This is a genomic window from Streptomyces sp. TOM-9 (assembly GCF_056858595.1).
Window position 1 is genome coordinate 1,237,653 of record NZ_JBXEQB010000001.1, and the last position, 19,753, is coordinate 1,257,405.

At 72.3% G+C, this 19,753-nt stretch carries 20 protein-coding genes; 7 read left to right on the plus strand and 13 right to left on the minus strand.

The window, feature by feature from the left end; genetic code table 11:
* Positions 1–64: 64 nt before the first annotated feature.
* The 8 genes from AC1VWI_RS05835 to AC1VWI_RS05870 form a co-directional block, all read right to left on the minus strand.
* Positions 65–1,138, minus strand: coding sequence for a D-alanyl-D-alanine carboxypeptidase family protein (locus AC1VWI_RS05835; RefSeq protein ID WP_499509848.1), 1,074 nt, complete (start codon positions 1,136–1,138; stop codon positions 65–67).
* A gap of 151 nt (positions 1,139–1,289) precedes the next feature.
* A complete protein-coding gene (locus AC1VWI_RS05840) occupies positions 1,290–2,552 on the minus strand; it encodes an ATP-binding protein (protein ID WP_499509849.1) in 1,263 nt (420 codons plus the stop codon).
* A gap of 1 nt (position 2,553) precedes the next feature.
* On the minus strand, positions 2,554–3,339 hold the full coding sequence (gene cseB, locus AC1VWI_RS05845; protein WP_499516728.1) for a two-component system response regulator CseB: 786 nt from the start codon (positions 3,337–3,339) through the stop codon (positions 2,554–2,556).
* A gap of 107 nt (positions 3,340–3,446) precedes the next feature.
* Positions 3,447–4,769: an ABC transporter permease gene (locus AC1VWI_RS05850; protein ID WP_499509850.1), complete on the minus strand. Its 1,323-nt coding sequence runs from the start codon at positions 4,767–4,769 to the stop codon at positions 3,447–3,449.
* Positions 4,766–5,488 (minus strand): ABC transporter ATP-binding protein, encoded by a 723-nt coding sequence (locus AC1VWI_RS05855; protein WP_499509851.1) that lies wholly within the window; start codon positions 5,486–5,488, stop codon positions 4,766–4,768. Before AC1VWI_RS05855 ends, AC1VWI_RS05850 begins: the two co-directional genes overlap by 4 nt.
* Positions 5,485–6,864 (minus strand): peptidoglycan-binding protein, encoded by a 1,380-nt coding sequence (locus AC1VWI_RS05860; RefSeq protein WP_499509852.1) that lies wholly within the window; start codon positions 6,862–6,864, stop codon positions 5,485–5,487. The genes AC1VWI_RS05855 and AC1VWI_RS05860 overlap by 4 nt, the downstream gene beginning before the upstream one ends.
* On the minus strand, positions 6,861–7,763 hold the full coding sequence (locus AC1VWI_RS05865; RefSeq protein ID WP_499509853.1) for a hypothetical protein: 903 nt from the start codon (positions 7,761–7,763) through the stop codon (positions 6,861–6,863). The genes AC1VWI_RS05860 and AC1VWI_RS05865 overlap by 4 nt, the downstream gene beginning before the upstream one ends.
* Positions 7,764–7,933: 170 nt before the next feature.
* Positions 7,934–8,680, minus strand: a complete 747-nt coding sequence (locus AC1VWI_RS05870) for a DUF3152 domain-containing protein (protein WP_499516729.1) — start codon at positions 8,678–8,680, stop codon at positions 7,934–7,936.
* Positions 8,681–8,958: 278 nt separating this feature from the next.
* Here AC1VWI_RS05870 and AC1VWI_RS05875 point away from each other — a divergent pair, with 278 nt between their 5' ends.
* From AC1VWI_RS05875 to AC1VWI_RS05885, 3 genes are read left to right on the plus strand one after another with little or no spacing between them, the layout of a single operon-like run.
* Positions 8,959–9,648 (plus strand): response regulator, encoded by a 690-nt coding sequence (locus AC1VWI_RS05875; RefSeq protein WP_499509854.1) that lies wholly within the window; start codon positions 8,959–8,961, stop codon positions 9,646–9,648.
* A complete protein-coding gene (locus AC1VWI_RS05880) occupies positions 9,645–11,252 on the plus strand; it encodes a sensor histidine kinase (protein WP_499509855.1) in 1,608 nt (535 codons plus the stop codon). The genes AC1VWI_RS05875 and AC1VWI_RS05880 overlap by 4 nt, the downstream gene beginning before the upstream one ends.
* Positions 11,249–11,836, plus strand: a complete 588-nt coding sequence (locus tag AC1VWI_RS05885) for a hypothetical protein (RefSeq protein ID WP_499509856.1) — start codon at positions 11,249–11,251, stop codon at positions 11,834–11,836. Before AC1VWI_RS05880 ends, AC1VWI_RS05885 begins: the two co-directional genes overlap by 4 nt.
* 26 nt (positions 11,837–11,862) lie before the next feature.
* On the opposite strand, the gene AC1VWI_RS05890 is transcribed toward AC1VWI_RS05885, so the two are convergent.
* A complete protein-coding gene (locus AC1VWI_RS05890; RefSeq protein ID WP_499509857.1) occupies positions 11,863–12,615 on the minus strand; it encodes an SDR family NAD(P)-dependent oxidoreductase in 753 nt (250 codons plus the stop codon).
* Positions 12,616–12,666: 51 nt separating this feature from the next.
* Positions 12,667–13,095 (minus strand): TIGR03618 family F420-dependent PPOX class oxidoreductase, encoded by a 429-nt coding sequence (locus tag AC1VWI_RS05895; RefSeq protein WP_499509858.1) that lies wholly within the window; start codon positions 13,093–13,095, stop codon positions 12,667–12,669.
* 304 nt (positions 13,096–13,399) lie between these two features.
* On the opposite strand from AC1VWI_RS05895, the gene AC1VWI_RS05900 reads away from it, so the two are divergent.
* Positions 13,400–14,722, plus strand: a complete 1,323-nt coding sequence (locus tag AC1VWI_RS05900; RefSeq protein ID WP_499509859.1) for an epoxide hydrolase family protein — start codon at positions 13,400–13,402, stop codon at positions 14,720–14,722.
* Positions 14,723–14,879: 157 nt separating this feature from the next.
* Here the strand turns inward: AC1VWI_RS05900 and AC1VWI_RS05905 are convergent, their stop codons facing one another.
* Complete coding sequence (locus tag AC1VWI_RS05905; RefSeq protein ID WP_499509860.1) at positions 14,880–15,332, minus strand: DUF6228 family protein; 453 nt, start codon at positions 15,330–15,332, stop codon at positions 14,880–14,882.
* A 336-nt stretch (positions 15,333–15,668) separates the two neighbouring features.
* Between AC1VWI_RS05905 and AC1VWI_RS05910 the strand changes: the two genes are divergently transcribed.
* From AC1VWI_RS05910 to AC1VWI_RS05920, 3 genes are all read left to right on the plus strand, one after another.
* Positions 15,669–16,544 carry a glycosyltransferase family 2 protein gene (locus AC1VWI_RS05910; RefSeq protein ID WP_499509861.1) on the plus strand — a complete coding sequence of 292 codons (876 nt, stop codon included), beginning with the start codon at positions 15,669–15,671 and terminating at the stop codon, positions 16,542–16,544.
* Between the two features lie 61 nt (positions 16,545–16,605).
* Complete coding sequence (locus tag AC1VWI_RS05915; protein ID WP_499509862.1) at positions 16,606–17,427, plus strand: MBL fold metallo-hydrolase; 822 nt, start codon at positions 16,606–16,608, stop codon at positions 17,425–17,427.
* A gap of 288 nt (positions 17,428–17,715) precedes the next feature.
* Positions 17,716–18,117 (plus strand): YciI family protein, encoded by a 402-nt coding sequence (locus tag AC1VWI_RS05920; protein WP_499509863.1) that lies wholly within the window; start codon positions 17,716–17,718, stop codon positions 18,115–18,117.
* Between the two features lie 43 nt (positions 18,118–18,160).
* On the opposite strand, the gene AC1VWI_RS05925 is transcribed toward AC1VWI_RS05920, so the two are convergent.
* Together AC1VWI_RS05925 and AC1VWI_RS05930 are read right to left on the minus strand one after the other, a co-directional pair.
* Positions 18,161–18,505: a DUF6188 family protein gene (locus AC1VWI_RS05925; RefSeq protein ID WP_499509864.1), complete on the minus strand. Its 345-nt coding sequence runs from the start codon at positions 18,503–18,505 to the stop codon at positions 18,161–18,163.
* A 266-nt stretch (positions 18,506–18,771) separates the two neighbouring features.
* Positions 18,772–19,554 carry a DUF899 family protein gene (locus AC1VWI_RS05930; RefSeq protein WP_499516730.1) on the minus strand — a complete coding sequence of 261 codons (783 nt, stop codon included), beginning with the start codon at positions 19,552–19,554 and terminating at the stop codon, positions 18,772–18,774.
* Positions 19,555–19,753: the final 199 nt, after the last annotated feature.

Sequence of the window (19,753 nt, forward strand, 5' to 3'; positions counted from 1 at the left end):
TCCGCGCGCGGGCTCGGGTTCCGGCGGAGCGCCGGGTACGCGGAGGAGAGTGGTCACGGCCGGCTCACCGGTCCCCGGACCGGGCACCGGCCGCGGACGCGGGGTCCGTCCCGGCTACCCATCGCCGTACGCCCTCCACCAGGGTGTGGCTGGTGCCCAGGACGGCGTTCAGGCCCTCCTGCGGGCTCGTGCCGGGACGCTGGTGGAGGACGACGCCGAGGGCGAGATGGCCGCGTCCGCGGCGGTCGGTGGCGGTGGCCGCCCACATCAGGGCGCCGCCCGCGGGGGTGCTGGAGCCGGTCTTGAGCCCGATCACGCCGGACGTGCCGAGCAGGGTGTTGGTGTTGAGGATGGTGCCGGGCACTCCGGGGACGGTGGTGCCGGGCAGGGCGACGACGGCTGCGAACACCGGGTCGCGCATGACCTGCCGGGCCAGCTTCAGCTGGTCGCCGGAGGTGCTGGTGGTGGTGGCCTCGATGCCACTGGCCCCGGTGTAGGTGGTCCGGTCCATGCCGAGGTGGTCGGCGGCCCGGTTCATCTTGGCGACGAAGGCCTCCTGCGTTCCCGCGTCCCAACGGGCCAGCAGCCGGGCGACGTTGTTGCCGGAGGGGATCAGCATCAGCTCCAGCAGCTGCCGTTCGCCCAGCCGCTGCCCCTGCCTGAGCGGCACGCTGGACTCCACGCCGGACACGGACTCGTCCGCGGCCTGCCGGTCGACGGTGACCCGGGGGCCGGTCGCGCCCTCGCGCAGCGGATGGTCGCGCAGGATCACGTACGCGGTCATCACCTTGGCGACACTGGCGATGGGCACCGGGTTCTGCGCGCCACGGTCCCCCAGGTCACCTCCGTCGCCGAGCCCTTCGACCAGCACGCTCGCCTGCCCCTCGTGCGGCCAGGGCAACGACACCGTGGGGCGGTGCTCCGGCCGCCGGCCGAGGAGACCGCCCGTCCGGGACCCGTCGCCTCCGTCGCCGTCGTCGCCCGTGGCGACGACCAGCGCGCCCAGCACGATCAGGGTGACCAGGGCAGCCGCGCCTGCCACGATGGGCACGGGGATACGCCGTGCGCGGAGCGACCGGCCCGCCGCGGACCACGGTCCACCGGTGTCACGTTCGCGGGGTTCGGGGACTGGGCGCATGGACGGGCACCTCCACGGGATCACGGCGTGGCTCTCACGCACACCGCCCACCGTGGAACGCGCTGGTGTCCGCCCGGCCGTGACCGTGCCTCCGCCACCGCTCGACCGGTCATCCGTCGTGTATCGACGCCGTCCGGCCGCGCGCCGCGCCTCAGTCGGCCGCGGGCAACCGGAGCGTGGCGAGGGCCCCGCCGTCGGGCGCGTTGGCGAAGGACAGCGACGCGCCGATGACCCGGGCCTGGCCGAGCGCGATCGTCAGCCCGAGGCCGTGGCCCCGACCGCGCTCCGAGGCCCCGGTGCGGAACCGCTGGGGCCCGTCCGCGAGCAGCTCGCGCGGGAATCCGGGGCCGTGGTCCCGTACGGTCACCGTGGTCCCCGCCACCGCGACCTCGACGGGCGCGCCGCCGTGCCGGTGGGCGTTGACGACGAGGTTGGCCACGATCCGGTCGACCCGGCGCGGGTCGGTCCGTGCGTACGCGGTGCCGTCGGAGGCGAACCGTGTCCGCAGCCCGGTGCGGGCCAGCGCGTCCTCGACGACCTCGGTGAGCGGGACGGGTCTGAGTTCGGCCCGCTCGGCGCCGGCGTCGAGCCGGGAGATCTCCAGCAGGTCCTCCACCAGGTCGCGCAACACCCCCACCCGGTCCCGGACCAGGTCGGTGGCCTCCCCGTCGGGCAGCAGCCCGCTCGCGGTGACCAGGCCCATCAGCGGGGTGCGCAGTTCGTGGGCGACGTCGGCGGTGAAGCGCTGCTCGGCCGTCAGCCGCCCGAGCAGGCTGTCGGCCATCGAGTCGACGGTGGCCGAGATCTCGGTGATCTCGTCGCCGCTGCGGCCGCCGCGGCCGTCCGCGGTCCTCGCGGCCAGGTCACCGGCCGCGATCCGGCGCGCGGTCCGTGCCACGCGCCGCAGCCTGCGGTTGGGCAGCTCGGCCGCGAGCGCCGTGAGCGGTACGACGACGGCCAGCGCGGCCAGGGAGTACTTCCACATGTGCCGGTCCAGGGCGCGCCGGGTGAGCAGGTCGGACGTCATGTCGGTGCTCATCGCCACCGGGCCGCCCCCGTACATCCGCGCCGCCCACATCTCCGGGTGGTCCCCGGGACCGTCGCCGTCGTACCAGGTGGCGTGCCCGGTGCTCGGCCCCTGCCCGTGCCGCAGCCGGTCCAGCAGTCCGGCGGGCATCGCGGCGGGCGACGTCTCCAGCCCTTGGGGCGGCACGCCGTCGCGCGCGTAGTCCTCCAGGGCCCGGTCCAGCTGGGCGGTGGCTTTCGCGCCGCCGTCGTTCATCGACCGCTCCAGGGTGCTGCGGTGGACCAGCACCCCCACGGTCAGCGCGATCGCGCAGCAGGCCACGGCCACGAGGAGGGCGATCCTCCAGCGCAGCGAACGCCAGTTGAGCAGGTCCCGTACGGTGTCCACCTCAGCGCCGCAGCTTGTAGCCGAAGCCGCGGACCGTCTCGATCCGGTCGGCCCCGATCTTCTTCCGCAGCCGCTGGACGCAGAGGTCCACCACACGGCTGTCGCCGTCCCAGCCGTAGTCCCACACGTTGCGCAGCAGGGTGTTCCGGTCCAGCACGACGCCGGGGTTCGCGGCGAACTCCAGGAGCAGCCGCAATTCGGTGGGGGCGAGCGCGACGGGTGCGCCCGCCCGGAACACCTCAAGACCGGCGGTGTCGATCGTCAGGTCACCGAAGACGAGCCGGGCGGGGTCCTGCGGCCGCCCCACCGGGTCCGCCGGGGGCGGGACCACTGCGGGGGCGGAGCCGGGGGTGAAGGTCGCCCGGCGCAGCAGCGAGCGGATCCGGGCCACCAGCACCGCGGTGTCCACGGGTTTGACCACGTAGTCGTCGGCGCCCGCCTCCAGGCCGGAGACGACGTCCAGTGCGTCGCCGCGCGCGGACATCATCAGGATCGGGTCCATGCTGGTCTCCCTGACCCTGCGGCACAGCCCGATCCCGTCCAGGCCCGGCAGCATCACGTCGAGCAGCAGCAGGTCGTGGCGGCCCTCCCGGAACAGTTCGAGCCCGGTCAGGCCGTCACCCGCCGACGTCACGCGGTAGCCGTAGCGCTCCAGCGCCATGGTGACCGATCTGCGGATCACCTCGTCGTCCTCGACGAGCAGGACCGCCACGGGCGCCGGGGCGGCCCCCTCTGTCACCAGAACCGACACTCTCTTCCCATCGGACGCAGGTACGGGGACTCCCATCATGCGCGAGGCGGACGCCCCGGCGGGTGTCCGGTGGCGCTCGGCCATGCATCAACCGTGTATCAGCGCGCGCTCACGCCACGGCCGTCCCACCACGACCACCCGCCTCAGGACCGCAGGGCGTCGACGGGCTCCATGCGGGAGGCCCGCAGGGAGGGGTAGAGACCGGCCAGGAGTCCGACGAGGGCTCCGGCGACCGGGGCGCCGAAGGCGAGCCGGACGTCGAGGACCGGGGTCCAGTCCCGGACGGCGGAGACGGCCACCACGACGACCATGCCCAGGGCGGCGCCGACGACGCCGCCGAGGAGTCCTATGGTCGTCGACTCCAGCAGGAACTGGCCGGCGACCTGGCGTCGCGAGGCGCCGAGGGCGCGGCGCAGTCCGATCTCCCCGATCCGTTCGATGACCGTCACCAGCGTCACGTTGGCGATGCCGATGGCCCCGACCACCAGCGAGACCAGTCCGAGGACCAGGAACAGGCCGTTGACGTCGCCCTGTACTCCCTTGCGTGCCTTGGCCGGGTCGGGCGGTGCCGTGACGGCGAGCGCGCCCTCGGCTCCGGGGGCCAGCGCGATGGGTGCCTGGTGGGCCACCTGGTTCGCGGCGCCGAGCGCGGTGTTGATCAGTACCCGGGTGACCACTCCGAGGCCGAGCTGGTCCTGCGCCGTCGTGGGCGGCAGGATCACGGCGGTGGCGAGCTGCTGTTCCCGTTCGGCTCCGCCGAGGATCCCGATGACGGTGAAGGCCTGGCCCTTGAGGAAGACGGCGGGCGAGTCCTTGACCGAGCCGATGCCGAGCAGCCGTGCGGCCTGGTCGCCGATCACCGCCACCCGGCCGTGCCGGGCGACGTCCCCGTCGTCGAAGAAGCGTCCGGCGGTCATCGTGCCGCGCACCGCGGCGGGCAGCGTCGGGGACGCCGCGACGACCGCCACGGTCTGGCCGGTGACCTCCCCGGGTGCCACCACGTCGTTCGCCCGTACCTGGACGCTCGCGGTCGCCTGGGATTCGGCGATGGCCGCCACCGAGTCGACCCCGGCCAGCCGCCGGACGGCTTCGACGCCCGACCAGTCCACGAGCGGGACGGGGTCGGCCGACGGCGGCGGCGCGGGCACGACCACCGTGACCGAGGTGGCGGTGAGTGCGTCGAACCGGCCGACGATCTGGTTGCCCGCCGTGGACGAGACCCCGATGGTGATGACCAGGGTGGTGATGCCGAGGACGGTGCCCAGGGTGGTCAGGGCGGAACGCATGGGACGGGCGAGCACCCCCGCCAGCGCCTCGGTCCACAGGTCCCGGAAGTCCATCCAGGGGTGCTCGATGCCCCTGGACCTGCCGCGGCGCCGGGCCCGGCGGGCGGTGTGCCGTCCGCCGGGGGGCGGCCCGGCGATCGGCGGAGCGGCCGGGGCCGGGACGCGTACCCGGGTCCTCATCGGTCCTCCTCGGTGAGGCGTCCGTCGCTGATCCGCACCCGGCGGTCGGCCCGCGCGCTGACCGTCTCCTCGTGGGTGATCACGACCAGGGTCATGCCCTGCTCGCTGAGCTGGTCGAAGAGGTCCAGCACCGACGCGGTGTTCTCGCTGTCGAGGTTGCCGGTGGGTTCGTCGCAGAGCAGCAGCGCGGGCTCGCTCATCAGCGCCCGCGCGATCGCCACGCGCTGCCTCTCGCCACCGGAGAGCCGGTCCGGCCGGAAGCCGGTGCGGTGTGCCAGGCCCACCCGTCGCAGTGCCTCCTCGGCCCTGGCGCGGCGGCCGGCCCGGCCGCGCCCCGGGCGCGGCCGGCGGTAGGCCTCGGCGAGCATGACGTTCTCGTCCACCGTCCGGTAGGGCAGCAGGTGGAAGGACTGGAAGACGAATCCGATCCGGCTGCCGCGCAGCGAGGTGCGCTGGAGGTCGCCGAGGGTGTTGGTCTCCACGCCGTCGAGCCAGTACGCGCCCGAGGTGGGGCGGTCCAGCAGCCCCAGGGTGTTGAGCAGCGTCGACTTGCCGGAGCCGGACGGGCCGACGATCGACAGGTGCTCGCCGCGCCGGACGGCCAGGTCCACGTCCCGCAGGGCGTGCACCGGCGGTTCTGAGTCGAAGGTCCGGCCGACGGAGACCAGCTGGATGACGGTGTCCGCGTCGGGCACCACCGACAGTGCGGGGCCGGTCATCGTCCGACCACCACCGGATCGCCCGCCGTGAGGTCGTCACCGGACGCGGTGACCTCCACCTGGCCGTCCGCGGACAGGCCCGCCTTCACGGGGACGTCCACGACCTTGCCGCCCCGCACGACCTGCACCCTGGCCTGCCCGCCGGCCGATGTGTGCAGCGCGGCGATGGGCACCGTCAGCACGTCGCCGTCGGAGGAACCCACCTCGATGGTCACCATCGCGGACCCGTTGGCGTTCTTGGCCAGCTTCCCCGATGGGACGGAGATCTGCACCGGTACGGGGGCCGCCGCTTCGCCGCCGCCCCCCGACGTCCCCGGCGCGTCCTTGCCGTCGCCCGCGTCGTCCTTCGGGACCTCGTCGCCGAGCGCCACCAGCCGCCCCCGCACCTTCGTGCCGTCGGGGGTCTCCACCTGGGCCGTCATCCCCTTGTGGAGCAGCTTGGCGTCGCTGCCCGGCACCACGGCCTGCACCACGACCTTGGAACTGGTCATGGTGCCGATCGTTCCGGACGGGGTGTCGCCGGTCTTCAAGGACACCTTGTCCAGCCGGGCCGGCAGGTCCGGCAGGAAGACCACCTCGCCCGCCGGGATCTTGGTGCCGTAGCCGGCCTGGAAGGCGGAGAGCGCGGCGTTGGCCGCGTCCAGCTGCTGCTGTGCCGCCTTGAGCCGCAGCTTTCCGGATCCGCCACCGGCGCCGGAGCCGCTGCCGGGGTCCTGTGCGTCCAGGAGTGCCTGCTGTGCGGTGGTCACGGCCGCTTCCAGCGTCCCCAACTGCTGCTTGTCCGCGAATCCGGGCTCCTCGGCGCGGAAGCCCTTGCTCTTGTACCAGCGGCTCACCGCCGCGGCGTCGGCTTGCCCGTACGTCCCGGTGGTCCCACCCGGGTCGAACCCGAGGCGGCCCAGGGCCCGTTCGAGCTGCTCGACGTCGTCGCCGGTGGCGCCGGGACCGAGCGTGCGGTACATCGGGACGGATCCCCTGAGCACCAGCACCGGCCGGCCGCTCACCTGCATCAGCACGTCGCCCTCCTTCACCTCCGATCCGGCGACCGGAGCCTTGGTGACGCGCTGGACGGCGGCGTCGCCGGCCCCGGAGTCCCCGGCGCCGGAGTCCGGGGACCCGACGGGCCCGGCCAGCGCCAGGCTCTGCGGTGAGGCGAACTCCACCGAGCCCTGGGCCACCACGCTCGCGGTCAGCGACCGCCGTTCCACCGCGACGGTGACCGGTCCGGCCTTCGGCGGGCGGTGGGCGGCGGCCGCGTCGGCCGGCGACTGCATCTGCGATCCGGCGAACCAGCCGCCCGCGCCCACCAGCCCCACCCCGGCGACGATGACGCCCAGCTGCCTGGGCCGGCTGCCCACCTTGCGACGCTGGCTCACCCGGCACCGCCGCCGCTGGTCGGGGCCTTGAAGAACTTCGGGAAGTAGGCGGCCCGGAAGGCCTTGCCGCATTCCAGGTCCTGCAGCGCCAGGTCGATGTCCTTGGCGAGCAGGGGCATGGCCTCGTCCTTGCCCATGGGTTTCGTGGAGGTACCGTCGGGGTGCGCCTCGGCGACACCGGCCATGGCGCCGGGGGCGGCGGAGGTCATCGCCTGCAGCTTCACCATCTCCCCGATGCCGGTCGGCTGCGTCGTCGTGACGGGGATGCCGTGGTCCTTCAGGCACGAGGCGTAGGACTGCGCCAGGGTGACCAGCCGGGAATCGCCGTTGAGCGCCTGCGCGTTCGCCTGGTTCCGCTGTGCGGTCGTGACGCTCCGCTCCTGGGCAGAGGCGTTGCCGTAGACCTCCTTGTTGGCCTCCCCGTCGCATCCGGTCCACTGCTTCTCACCGGTCTTCGGGTCCGGGGGGCCTCCCATGGCCTTGTCCCAGGCGGCCTTCTGCGCGGAGGTGAGGGTGGCGACGTAGTCCGCGTTGGGCGAGATGTTCGCGTCGTCGCGGGCGGCCTCGCTGCCCGGCGCCTGGGGATCGTCGGGGTAGACGACGCCCGCGTAGACGCCGAAGCCGTACTTCTGCCGGTACTTCTTCGTCAGGCCGTAGTCGGCCCCGTCGGTGGCCCAGGAGTCCGCGGGGTCCTCGGGGGCGACGGGGGTGTAGGGGAAGCCCTTCTTCTTCATGCAGGCCGCGATGGCGTTCTGCAGGCGGTACTGCTCCTTGAGCTCCGCGCCGGCGTCCGCGGGGACGTCGAGCTGTCCCCGCGCTCCGGCCGGGTCCTTGCCACCGCCCGCCGCGTGCGATGCCGACTGCGCGCCGCAGGCCGCCAGCAGCGGCAGGAGGCTCACCGCCGCGGCCAGTCTCCGGACAGTGCGGGATCCAGACATGCTCATCCATCCGATCGGGGGAGAAGGGAGGTCGTCGCCCCTGAGGGGGCGTCACCGGGTTCGTGCGTCCAAGGCTGGCGTCCGCAGGTGATGGCTCCTGGCCCGGATCATGACCGAGCTGTAACGCCGGCTCACGGCACGTGCGGGCCGGTGACGAAGTGACCGTTCCTGTCGTAGGGCCAGGCGTTGGCGACACATCCGTGCAGGCCCTTGATCTGCTGCATCATCACCGGGGCCGGTTGTCCGGGGCCCGCGCAGGTGGTGTGCGTGTAGTTCAGGAAGTGCCCCATCTCGTGGTTGATGATCAGCGCCCGGTAGTCGTGGATCGGGCCGTCGAACGTCGGCGAGCCCTTGACCCAGCGCTTGAGGTTCACCACGACCCCGCCGGGGACCTCGCAGTTGTACTCGCCCTGGGTGTCCTGCTTGATGCCCGTCCAGCACAGGGCGTCCGCCGTGCCCGGCGTCGCGATCCGCACCGTGAGGTCGTGGGGTTGTCCCGCGCTCACCAGCTGGAACGCGAAGGCGGGGTTGTGGGTCCAGCCCCGGGGGGCGGCGAGGATGTCGGCGATCTCGTTGGCCGCCTGGTCCGGCGAGATGTCGAGGCCGGTCTCGACCTTCACCACGTAGCGGAGCGGACGGGGACCGCGACCGACCTTCTCGCCGCCGGCCTGCGCGGTGACGAAGGTGCCGCTGCCCGTCGCGGGGACGTCGATCTCGGTGGGGGTCGGCGTCGGCGTCGGGGTGGGGGTCGGTGTGGGTGTGGGAGTCGGGGTGGGGGTGACGTGCACCACGCTCCGCGGGCGCGGGGCGCCGCTCGACGCGTCACTTCGCCCGTCGTCCAGGAAGAACGCGACGGAGCCGAGCAGCCCTGCGACCACCAGCATGGCGACCAGATAGCCCCGGCCCCGGCGGCGCGGACGGCGCCTGCGACGGGAGGACCGGTGGCGTCCGGCACGGTGGGATGAATGCATGGCAGCTCAAACTGGTCATTTCAGATGATCGCCATGAGCTCACGCCATCACGAAACGATAACGAGCGGCCTTCCGGTGACCCCCGGCGCCAGCCTCACACCCCACGTATGACCCTTGTGTAACAGCTCCCGGGAGGGCCCCTTCCCCGGCCCGGTCACCGATCGCGATCTGCTTACACTGTCGGCGTGCCACGAGTCCTTATTGTCGAAGACGACCCGGATGTCCGGAAGGCCGTCCAGCTGGGGCTGCGCCACCAGGGACACGAGGTCTTCGCCGCCGGAACGGGTGAAGAGGGATTGGAACAGCTCCGTCCCTTCCACCCGGACGTCGTCGTGCTCGACCTCATGCTGCCCGGGATGTCCGGTCTCGACGTGTGCCGCCGAATACGCGACCGCGACCAGGTGCCGATCATCATGGTCACCGCCAAGGGCGACGACATCGACGTGGTCGTGGGGCTCGAGGCGGGCGCGGACGACTACGTCGTCAAGCCCGTGCAGGCCCGGGTGCTCGACGCGCGCATACGGGCCGTGCTGCGCCGGCAGGACGCGTCGGTCTCCGACGCCGTCCGCCCCAGGGCGGAGTCCCACGGCGAGCTGGCCATCGACCGGGCCGGACTCGTGGTGACGCACCGAGGTGAACCCGTCGCGCTCGCCCCCTCGGAGCTCCGGCTGCTGCTGACCCTGTCGGCCTCGCCCGGGCAGGTCTTCAGCCGCCAGCAACTGCTGGAAGCGGTCTGGGAGCACAGCTACTACGGCGACATACGCCTCGTGGACGCCTGCGTGAAACGACTGCGCGGCAAGCTCGGCGAGCTCGGCGGCGCTCCCCGGTACATCCAGACCGTACGCGGCTTCGGTTACCGCTTCGGTACCGCGTGAGCCGCCGGGGATCCGTACGGCCGCGCAAGGCCGTGCGGCAGCGCGAAGCCGCGGCGACCGGCCAGGGCCCCCGGTGGACGCGCTTCCACCGCGCGGCACTGGCGAAGCTCCCGCTCCCGCTGCGGGGCCTGCGCTCCCGGCTCGTCGTGGCCTTCGTCCTGGTGACCATGGCCGGAGCGCTGAGCACCGGAGCCGTCACCTTCCGGGAGGCGCGCAACGGCGTGCTGCAGCAGAGCCAGGACGCCGTCATCCAGCAGTTCCGGGCCAGCGTCGACGCCGTGGCCGAATACACCCCCACGAACCCGGACCAGTCGGACCTGCAGACGGCGGTGAACCAGGTGACCCGCGCCAACCAGTCCCAGGGTTGGCGGGTCATGGCCACGTACGGCGACCTCCGCGCCTGGGTGGTGGGCGCGGAGTTCGACATGCTCAGCCCGGAACTGCGCCGGAGCGTGGCGACCAAACGCGCCGCGGTGTTCCAGCGGGTGACCACCGACGGGCGTCCCTGGCTCGTCGTCGGGCTGCCGGTCACGTACACCGGCGGCGAGGAGAAGGAGCCCCAACTGTCGGGGCTCGTGATGTACCTGGTGGTGCCGCAGGACACCGAGGAGGCCTACGTCAGGGCGATGGTCAGCGCCATCGAGCACGCCTCCCTGGTCGCGCTGGGCCTCGCCGTCGTCCTGGCGCTGCTGGCCGCACGAGGTGTCCTCCGTCCCGTACGGGCGCTGCGCGGGGCGACGCGCCGGATGGCCGAAGGCCACCTCGACGTCCGCCTGGCCGTCAACGGTTCCGACGAACTGGCCGACCTCTCGGAGTCCTTCAACCACACGGCGGCCGAACTGGAGCGTTCGGTCGCGGAGTTGCGCCGTCTGGAGGCCCAGGCGCGCCGCTTCGTCGCGGACGTCTCCCACGAACTGCGGACGCCGCTGGCGGCGATGACGGCGGTCACCGACGTGCTCGACGAGAACGCCCTGCGGCTGGACCTGGAGACCGGCGAGGCGCTGCGGCTGATCAGCGAGGGGACCAGCCGGCTGAGCGGGCTGGTGAACGACCTGATGGAGATCTCCCGCTTCGACGCGGGCGCGGCCGAACTCAACGTGGACGAGATCGATCTGGCCGACTTCGTGCAGCACACCCTCGCGGCCCGGGGCTGGCAGGGCCAGGTCGAGACCCACCTGCCCCCGCCCGGTGTGCTCCGGACCCGCGTGGATCCGCGCCGGCTCGACGTGGTGCTGGCCAACCTGGTCGGCAACGCGCTGCGGCACGGGGCGCCGCCGGTACGGCTGACCATGAGCGCGCGGGAGGAGCGGGCGGACGTGGCGTGGGCCGTCATCGAGGTGACCGACAACGGGAAGGGCATCGCCGAGGACGCCATGCCGCACATCTTCGAACGCTTCTACAAGGCGAACAGCACACGGACCAGGAGCGAGAGCAGCGGTCTGGGCCTCGCCATCACGGCGGAGAACGTGCACCTGCACGGAGGGCGCATCACCGTGGCCAACCTGCCCTGGGGCGGCGCGGCGTTCACCGTCGAACTCCCCCTGGACCGCGACTCGGCGGCCGACGGCGACGACACCGACGACGTGATCGAAGGTGCCTGGTGAAGGGCGCGCGCGTCGCGGCGCTGACAGCCGGGCTCGCCGCCGGGCTCACGCTGGCGGGCTGCGGAGTCCCGCCGTCCGACGTCATCGAGGCCGGCGCGCCGGCGAGCGGCATGTTCTACGCCCCCGATCCCGCGGTGGCGGCCCCCGTGTCCCTGTATTTCCTGCTCAACGGCGATCCGACGCCCGTCGGCCGCAAGCTCGCCGATCCTTCGGACGTTGCGGCCGCCGTGCGCTTGTTGTTCGACGGACCGGCCGGAGGCGAGGCCGACAAGGTCACCACGGAGCTGCCGCACCTCGCGGTCGCACCGGAGGTGACGGTCGGCAAGACCGGCCTCGTCTCCGTCCGGCTCCCCGAGGGCATCCCTCCCCTCAGCCACCCGGCCATGCTGCAGCTGGCGTGCACGGTGTCCCACGTGGGTGGGTCCTCCGCCACGCTGCCCTCGGTCTCGGGCGGAGGCGGCGCCGCCGCGTCTCCTTCCGTCGCCGTGCGGGACTCCCTGTTGTACAAGGGCGTCGATGTGCGCGGGGACGGATGGACGATGACGCAGTCGGCCGACGCCTGCCCCGACGCGGACCGCTCGTAGGCAGGGCCGCGCTCCCCCGGCCCTGGTCAGACCTGGACGGTGCCGCCGTCGACGAACAGTTCCGTGCCCGTGACGAAGCGGCTCTGGTCGGACGCGAGGAAGAGGACCACGTCGGCGACGTCGTCCGGGACGCCGATGCGGCCGAGCGGGATCCGCGAGACCAGGAGCTCCTTCATGCGTCGCCCCTCCTCCGTGCCCGCCCCGAGCGCCTGGTCGAGCTGAGGCGTGTCGATCGTGCCCGGGCTGATGGCGTTGACGCGGATGGCCCGGTCCTTGAGCTCGTTGGCCCAGGTGCGCGCGAAGGACCGGATCGCCGCCTTCGTCGCCGAGTAGACGCCGAAGCCCTCGGGTCCCTCGACCGTCCAGATCGAGGCCGTGAGGATGACGGACGCGCCATCGTTCAGCAGCGGCAGGACCTTCTGCACGGTGAAGACCGTGCCCTTCACGTTCACGCCGAGGAGGAGGTCGAGGTGCTCCTCCGTGACCTCCGCGAGCGGAGCCCGCTCCCCCACCCCGGCGTTCGCGTGCAGCACGTCGACCCGGCGGCCGTCCGCGGCGATGCGCTCGCAGAGCCGGTCCAGGTCGGCGGGGACGGCGACGTCGCCACGGACGCCGGTCGCCGCGGGCCCGATGAGCGCCACGGCGGCGTCGAGCTCCTTCTGCCGCCGGCCCATGACGTAGACGTGGGCCCCCTCCTCGGCGAAGCGACGGGCGCCGGCAAGGCCGATCCCCGTCGAGCCGCCGGTCACCACGGCCGTCTTCCCCTCGAGTCGTCCCATCAGGTCTCCTCAGCCGACCCTCGGTGTCGCCGCGCTCCCGGCGGCCGGCGTTCAGACGCCGTAGATCCGTTCGGGTCGCACCAGCACGGCCGCCCGGCGTTCGGCGGCCATGACCTCGTCGTACGCGTCCCAGTCGTCGTGGGTGCCGCCCGCCGCGGTGAAGATCTCCCGCAGCAGCAGGCGCCTGCCCTCCGCGTCGACCGCCGGATGCGGGTCGTCGGGACCGATGATCTCGGCCTCGCCTTCCACCGTCAGCCAGTGCCATCCGGAGCGCACGCTCGCGGCGAGCCGGGGACGCCGCCTGAGGTTGGCGAGCTTGACCTTGCCGTAGGTCACGAACGCCACCACGTCCGGGCCGGACACCGGACGCCGCATGACCCCGAGGTTGACCACGGAGGACTGGATGCTCCGGTCGGCACGCAGCGTCGACACCACACCGAGGCCCTGCTCGGTGCGGGCCAGCTCCGCGAATTCGTCCAACGTCGCCACTGTCGTCCCCTGCCTGTTGCGGTGCGCTCCGGAACAACGATGACACGCGATCGCGACGCGGACCTGCCGGCCTCCATGCCGCCCCAGGGCCGGGCCCGACCCTGAGTTGCGGAGCAACAGAGCGCCACATAGCGTCTCATTCCATCGCAATACCCTCATATCGGATATCGGCCTGGTTCTCCCGCCCCGCACCTGGCGATCGCGCATTCCGTGCGGCATCTCCCGCCGACTCCGACGAGGTACGTGCACGCCCACGACGCTTCCCTCCCGGGAAACGGACGACCGGAGATCTGCCATGCCCGACATTGCCCGTCTGCTTTCCCGGCGAAAGCTCCTGCTCACCTCCGCCGGCGCGATGACCGCGGCGACCACGGGGGCCGTCGGCATGGCCTCGCGGACGCCGGACGCGGTGCGGGAGCGGGCGGCGGAGGGCACCGGCATCCGGCCCTTCCACGTCGACATCCCGGAGGCGGATCTCGCCGAGCTCCGCCGACGCGTCAACGGGACGCGGTGGCCCGACCGCGAGACCGTCCCCGACCAGTCGCAGGGCGTCCAGCTGGCGACGATGCGCGATCTCACGCGCTACTGGGGAAGCGACTACGACTGGCGGAAGATCGAGGCGAAGCTCAATTCCCTGCCGCAGTTCAAGACCAGGATCGACGGGCTCGACATCCACTTCATCCACGTCCGGTCCCGCCACCAGGACGCGCTCCCGATGATCCTGACCCACGGCTGGCCGGGCTCGGTCCTGGAGTTCCTCAAGGTCATCGACCCCCTGACCAACCCCACCGCCCACGGCGGCCGCGCGCAGGACGCGTTCGACGTCGTCATCCCCTCGATGCCCGGGTACGGCTTCTCCGAGCGGCCCACCACCACCGGCTGGAACCCCAGCCGCATCGCCCGCGCCTGGGCCGTGCTGATGCAGCGTCTGGGATACACGCGCTACGTCTCCCAGGGCGGCGACTGGGGCGCGGTGGTGTCGGACAAGATGGCGGCGCAGAAGCCTCCCGGGCTGATCGGCATCCACGTCAACATGCCGGCGACCGTGCCGCCGGACATCGCGAAGAAGCTCGCCTGCGGCGACCCGACCCCGTCCGGCCTGTCCGCCGACGAGAAGGCCGCCTACGACAAGCTCAACGCCTTCTACAAGACCGGCTCGGGCTACTCCGCGATGATGGTCACCCGCCCGCAGACCGAGGGGTACGGGCTGACGGACTCCCCCGCCGGGCTGGCCGCCTGGATGTACGACAAGATCGCCGCCTGGACCGACAGCGACGGCGACCCGCAGCGGGTGCTCACCAAGGACGAGATCCTCAACGACATCAGCCTCTACTGGCTCACCAACACCGCGGTCTCCTCGTCCCGCCTCTACTGGGAGAACAACGCCAACAACTTCAACGCGGTGTCGATCTCGATCCCCGCCGCCATCACCGTGTTCCCCGGCGAGATCTACCAGGCACCGCTCAGCTGGGCGGAAGACGCCTACCACGACCTCATCTACTACAACAAGGCTCCGCGGGGCGGCCACTTCGCGGCCTGGGAGGTCCCGGACATCTTCACCAGGGAACTCCGCGCCGCGTTCTCGGCACTGCGCAACCCCGGAACGCCGGGCAAGTAGCCGTCACGGACGGCCTCGCGGTGGCTCATCACCGCGAGGCCGCATCCCCATGTTCCGAGCAAGGGGGTCCCCACCCGCAATGCTTGCTCGGTCAAATAATTGAACAGCACGGCACAAATACGTTCAAGTAGCTTGATCCCCCATCAACTCGTGCGACTCACGCCGGAGGCTCGGCCTCCAGGAAGGCACGCAGTTCCACGGCGAGGTTGCGCATGTCCTCTCCAGGGGCGTGATCGGTCGTCGCCTCGAAATGCCACTCGTCGTCGGGCAATCGGTCGTGCAGCCCCCATGTCAACCGGACCCGCGATCCCGTGTGCTCGGCCGACAGCGTCAGGTCCCGCTCCAGCGATCGCCACGTCCGGGCACCGGCCCACCCACGGAACCCATCCGCCGGCTCCGCCAGGAAGTCGTGCAGCCCGTCGCCGCCCCACGTCCTCACCATGACCTCGACCCGGACCCATTCGCCCTGCGCCGTCACGAGGAAGTCGCGCATCGGATCGTCCCGCTCCGACGGGAACGAACGCGTCAACCCGTGGAAGCGCAGCTCGACCCCCCGGGAGCCCTCCCCGCCCACGCGGACCGCGGGACACGCCTCGTCTTCGTCCACCATGACCGCAGGCTACGAGCATCCGGCCCAGTGATGCCGTGGGGGGGCGTCGGGTGCCCCGACCGTACGACGCGGCAGGCCGGCGGCTCAGCGGTGCCGCACCCACACGTTCGGCTCCACCAGCGTGCCCCGATCGGCGCCGTGATCGATCACCAGTGGCCCGATGGCTGCACGTCTGCGGACCCACAACGCCGGAGCGTACGCCGCGCCGAACGCCGGGTGCCGGGATTTTCGGCGACGCCCTGTGGCGCCGGGGTTGGGCGGTACCGCACGAGGGGTGTGCGGAGCGCGGGGCGGTTAGCATCGCGAGGACCACTCCCGGACGAACGGAGTTCACCCGTGGGCCACCTGCGCATCGGGGTTGCCGTCCTCACCATGGGCAACCGGCCCGCCGAACTCGATGCGTTGCTGGCCTCGGTCGCCACGCAGGATCTGCCGCCGGCGCGGGTCGTCGTGGTGGGCAACGGGTCCCCGCTGCCGGCGCTGCCGGACGGGGTGACCGGGGTGGTCCTCCCGGAGAACCTGGGGGTGGCGGGTGGTCGCAACGTGGCCCTGCAACGGCTGCGGCAGTTCGGGGATGTCGACGTGGTGGTCGACCTGGACGACGACGGGCTGCTGATCGAGACGGACGTCTTCCGCCGTTTGGCGGAGCTGTACCGCCGGGACGCGCGGCTGGGCATCGTGTCGTTCCGGATCGCGGACGAACTCGGCCGCACGCAGCGGCGGCACGTGCCGCGGCTACGGGCGTCGGACCCCATGCGCGGTGGTCTGGTGACGACGTTCCTCGGCGGAGGGCACGCGTTGTCGATGCGGATGCTGGAGGAGGTCGGCGGCTGGCCGGACGCGTTCTTCTACGCCCACGAGGAGACCGATCTGGCGTGGCGGGCGCTGGATGCGGGCTGGCGGATCCGCTACGCGCCGGAGCTGGTGCTGCAGCACCCATGGACGTCGCCGACACGGCATGCGGTGTTCTACCGGATGGTGGCCCGGAACCGGGTGTGGCTGGCCAGACGGCGTCTCCCGACCGCCCTGGTGCCGGCGTACCTGGGGGTGTGGGCGGTGCTCACGGTGCTCAAGCGGCCGTCACCGGAGGGACTTCGGGCCTGGTGGGGCGGCTTCATGGAGGGTGTTCGCACGCCGTGCGGGGCCCGGAGGCCCATGCGGTGGCGCACCGTCGCGCGGATGACCGCCCTGGGCCGCCCCCCGGTGGTGTGATGTGATCACACAGGGCCCGGTGACGGGCTCCGGTGACCAGCACGACAGGAGAGGTGCCGCCATGAACGATCAGGTCAGCCCCGCCCGCCGCCCTGCCGCGGTGAGCGTCCTCGGGGGGCCCACCACGGTGATCGACATCGGCGGGCTGCGCCTGGTGTCGGACCCCACCTTCGACGACCCGGGCGACCACGGGTACCTCACCAAGACGGCGGGGCCCGCCGTCGGCGAGGACGCCCTGGGGCCGGTGGACGCGGTCCTCGTCAGCCACGACCTCCACCCCGACAACCTGGACACCCGCGGCCGTGCCTTCGCCCTGGCTTCGCCGCTGGTGCTGACCGGGCCCGCCGCCGCGCGGCGTCTGGGCGCCCCGGCCCAGGGGCTGTCGGCCTGGGACCGCGTGGAGCTCCCCCGCCCGGCCGGAGGCACCGTCACCGTGCACGCCGTCCCCGCCCAGCACGGTCCCGACGACGGCGAACGCGACGAGCAGGGTCATGTGAACTGCGAGGTCACCGGCTTCGTCCTGACGGGTGACGAGCTGCCCACCGTCTACGTCAGCGGCGACAACGCCTCGCTCGCGGTGGTGGCCGAAATCGGCCGCCGCATGCCGCCCGTCGACGTGGCCGTCCTGTTCGTGGGCGCGGCGCGCGTCCCGTCGAAGATGCGCGGCCGGCCTCTGACGCTGACCGCACAGCGGGCCGGCGCCGCCGCCTCCGTACTGGGGTCCCCGATCGTCGTCGCCGCCCACTGCGACGGATGGGCGCACTTCAGCGAGACCCGCGCCGACATCGAGCACGCCTTCGATGACGCCGGGCTCGCCGGGCGGCTGCGCTCCGCGGGCAACGGCGAATGGATCGACCTGGGTCAGGCGGTCGCCCAGCGCTGACCGGTCGGCACGCCCACCGCCCATGGCCACCTGGCTTTAATTTACGCATTTAGCCGTGGTAGCTTCTGGTCCGGCAGGGGGACGGGTCGACCGATCGAGACGACCGGTCACTTTCATCCTGGGTGACCTCGTTTCCAGCCGCTACGGGCAACGCGGCGGTCGGCGGCCCGTTCCGCTGTCTCCGCGGCCCAAAAGACATCGGGCGGTGATGTCGAGAACCCGTGGCCGGCTCCGTCCCCGGGGTGAAGGCGGCCACAATGGGCCGCACCGGCACCAGGGAGAACCACGATGGCCAAGTACCTGCTCCTCAAGCACTACCGCGGCGCACCGGCCGCCGTGAACGACGTGTGCATGGACCAATGGACGCCCCAGGAGATCTCCGACCACGTCCAGTACATGCACGACTTCGCCGCCCGCCTGGAGGAGACCGGCGAGTTCGTCGACGGCCAGGCCCTCGCACCCGAGGGCACCTGGGTCCGCTACGACGGCGAAGGCCGCCCGCCCGTCACCGACGGCCCCTTCGCCGAGACCAAGGACCTCATCGCCGGCTGGATGATCATCGACGTCGACACCTACGACCGCGCCGTCGAACTCGCCGGAGAGCTCTCCGCCGCCCCCGGCGCCGGCGGCAAGCCCATCCACGAATGGCTCGAACTCCGCCCCTTCCACACCGCCCCGCCGGCCCCCTAGCCCGACGACCCGCGCCGGGGCAGGCTCGCCGAGGGGATCCGCTTCACGCGCCGGGCACGTGCCGCACGTCGAACTGCGCGTCCGCGACGATCCACAGGAGCGCACCGGCGTCGAAGGCGATGAGGAACGAACCGTCGGCGACCACGTCGACGTCCGTGACGGACTGGCCGAACAGGTCGAGCACCGGGGCGAGGGCAGAACCCGTTCCGGGGTGCATGTCGTGGTAATGGCCGTCGTCGTCCCTCAGGCGGAACCCCGTTTCCAGGACCAGTTCCGTGGTGCCGCCTGACGTCTCGCCCCCGTCCGCAGGGGCGAGACGCAGGCGCACCCGGTCGTCGCACGACGTGTCCTGCACCCGACTGCCGACCAGCGCTTTGAGGCTCTTCACCGCATGACTTCCACATCGCTCTGATGGCCCGGCAGGTGCTCCTGTCGAGCAGGGCACCCCCGCGGTATGCCGCTCGGACAGGCCGCCGGGCTCGGGGAACCGCCACAGATCCGGGGCTGGTGCCGCCACCCAGGACTGACAACGTTGTCCACCCTACCTCGGACCCCCAGCCGGCCCGTAGATGATAACGATCATCCAGCCCTCCCCTCAAGCTCACGTTCCGTGGCCGTCGGGCCACACCGCCGACGCCCCTCGACGACGGCGCGTCAGTGGTGGTGGCCGTGCCGGCCGAGGGTCTCCACAGGGGTCACGCCCGGGCGGGTCCACTGCGGCACGGGGCGGCTGGTCGGGCCCCAGGTGGCCTTCCCGTCCGCGTCCGAACGCCAGGTCCAGCAGGCGTCGCCGCCCTTGGGCCGGCCCTCGGGGTTGTCCTCCCACGCCTCGCCGCGACCGTAGAGCGTCATGTCGAGCAGGCTCATGGACCCGTTGACCGCTTCATTGCCGCGCCCCGTCGTGGAGTAGGAGAGGAACACCCGGTCGCCGTCGCGCAGGAAGCAGGTGAGGTACCCCATCCTGCCGCCGGCCGGCCCGTCCACGCCGCGCACCGAGTACCAGGGCTGGGTGTAGCCCATGAACTCGACGTACGGGGCCACCTCTTCCCACCTGCCCGTGGTCACGACGGCGAACGAGACGCCGCGCGCGTTGAGGTAGACGGCGTCCTTCAGGTGCCAGGCCGTGGTGGTGCAGCCCTCGCACTGCCCCTGGTGCGGCGCGCCGTCGTGCCACATGTGCTTGTAGACCACGAGCTCGTCGCGGCACTGGAACAGGTTCAGGAACGGGACCGGGCCGTCGGGTCCGACGACCTCGACCGACCCGTCGAACTCCACCATCGGCAACCGGCGGCGCGCCGCGGCGAGGGCGTCGCCCTCGCGGGTGTGCGCCTTCTCGCGGACCAGGAGCTCGTCACGGGCGGCCTGCCAGGTGGCCAGGTCCACGACCGGCGGGAGGCCGGGCAGCGCGGTGGTCGGGTCGTCGGGGGTGGTCGTCATGGTGTCCTCCGTGGTGTCCGGTGCCGGGCAGCGCCGTACGGCCGTCGTACGGCGTCCTGCGACGGTCACCGGAACAGACTCCCGCCGCGGCCGGAACTCATCGCGCCGGACGCGAACACGGTGGCTCCCGGCATCCGGGTGATCCAGCCCACGGCAGTTCGGGACACGCGGCAGGCACTTCGGGCCGCGGGGCTCCCAA

Excerpts from the sequence above, each read along its gene's own strand:
- cseB (WP_499516728.1), bottom strand. The coding sequence starts at position 3,339 with ATGGGAGTCCCCGTACCTGCGTCCGATGGGAAGAGAGTGTCGGTTCTG.
- AC1VWI_RS05900 (WP_499509859.1), top strand. The coding sequence starts at position 13,400 with ATGCCCGACATTGCCCGTCTGCTTTCCCGGCGAAAGCTCCTGCTCACC.
- AC1VWI_RS05850 (WP_499509850.1), bottom strand. The coding sequence starts at position 4,769 with ATGAGGACCCGGGTACGCGTCCCGGCCCCGGCCGCTCCGCCGATCGCC.
- AC1VWI_RS05920 (WP_499509863.1), top strand. The coding sequence starts at position 17,716 with ATGGCCAAGTACCTGCTCCTCAAGCACTACCGCGGCGCACCGGCCGCC.
- AC1VWI_RS05855 (WP_499509851.1), bottom strand. The coding sequence starts at position 5,488 with ATGACCGGCCCCGCACTGTCGGTGGTGCCCGACGCGGACACCGTCATC.
- AC1VWI_RS05835 (WP_499509848.1), bottom strand. The coding sequence starts at position 1,138 with ATGCGCCCAGTCCCCGAACCCCGCGAACGTGACACCGGTGGACCGTGG.
- AC1VWI_RS05930 (WP_499516730.1), bottom strand. The coding sequence starts at position 19,554 with ATGACGACCACCCCCGACGACCCGACCACCGCGCTGCCCGGCCTCCCG.
- AC1VWI_RS05890 (WP_499509857.1), bottom strand. The coding sequence starts at position 12,615 with ATGGGACGACTCGAGGGGAAGACGGCCGTGGTGACCGGCGGCTCGACG.
- AC1VWI_RS05905 (WP_499509860.1), bottom strand. The coding sequence starts at position 15,332 with ATGGTGGACGAAGACGAGGCGTGTCCCGCGGTCCGCGTGGGCGGGGAG.
- AC1VWI_RS05915 (WP_499509862.1), top strand. The coding sequence starts at position 16,606 with ATGAACGATCAGGTCAGCCCCGCCCGCCGCCCTGCCGCGGTGAGCGTC.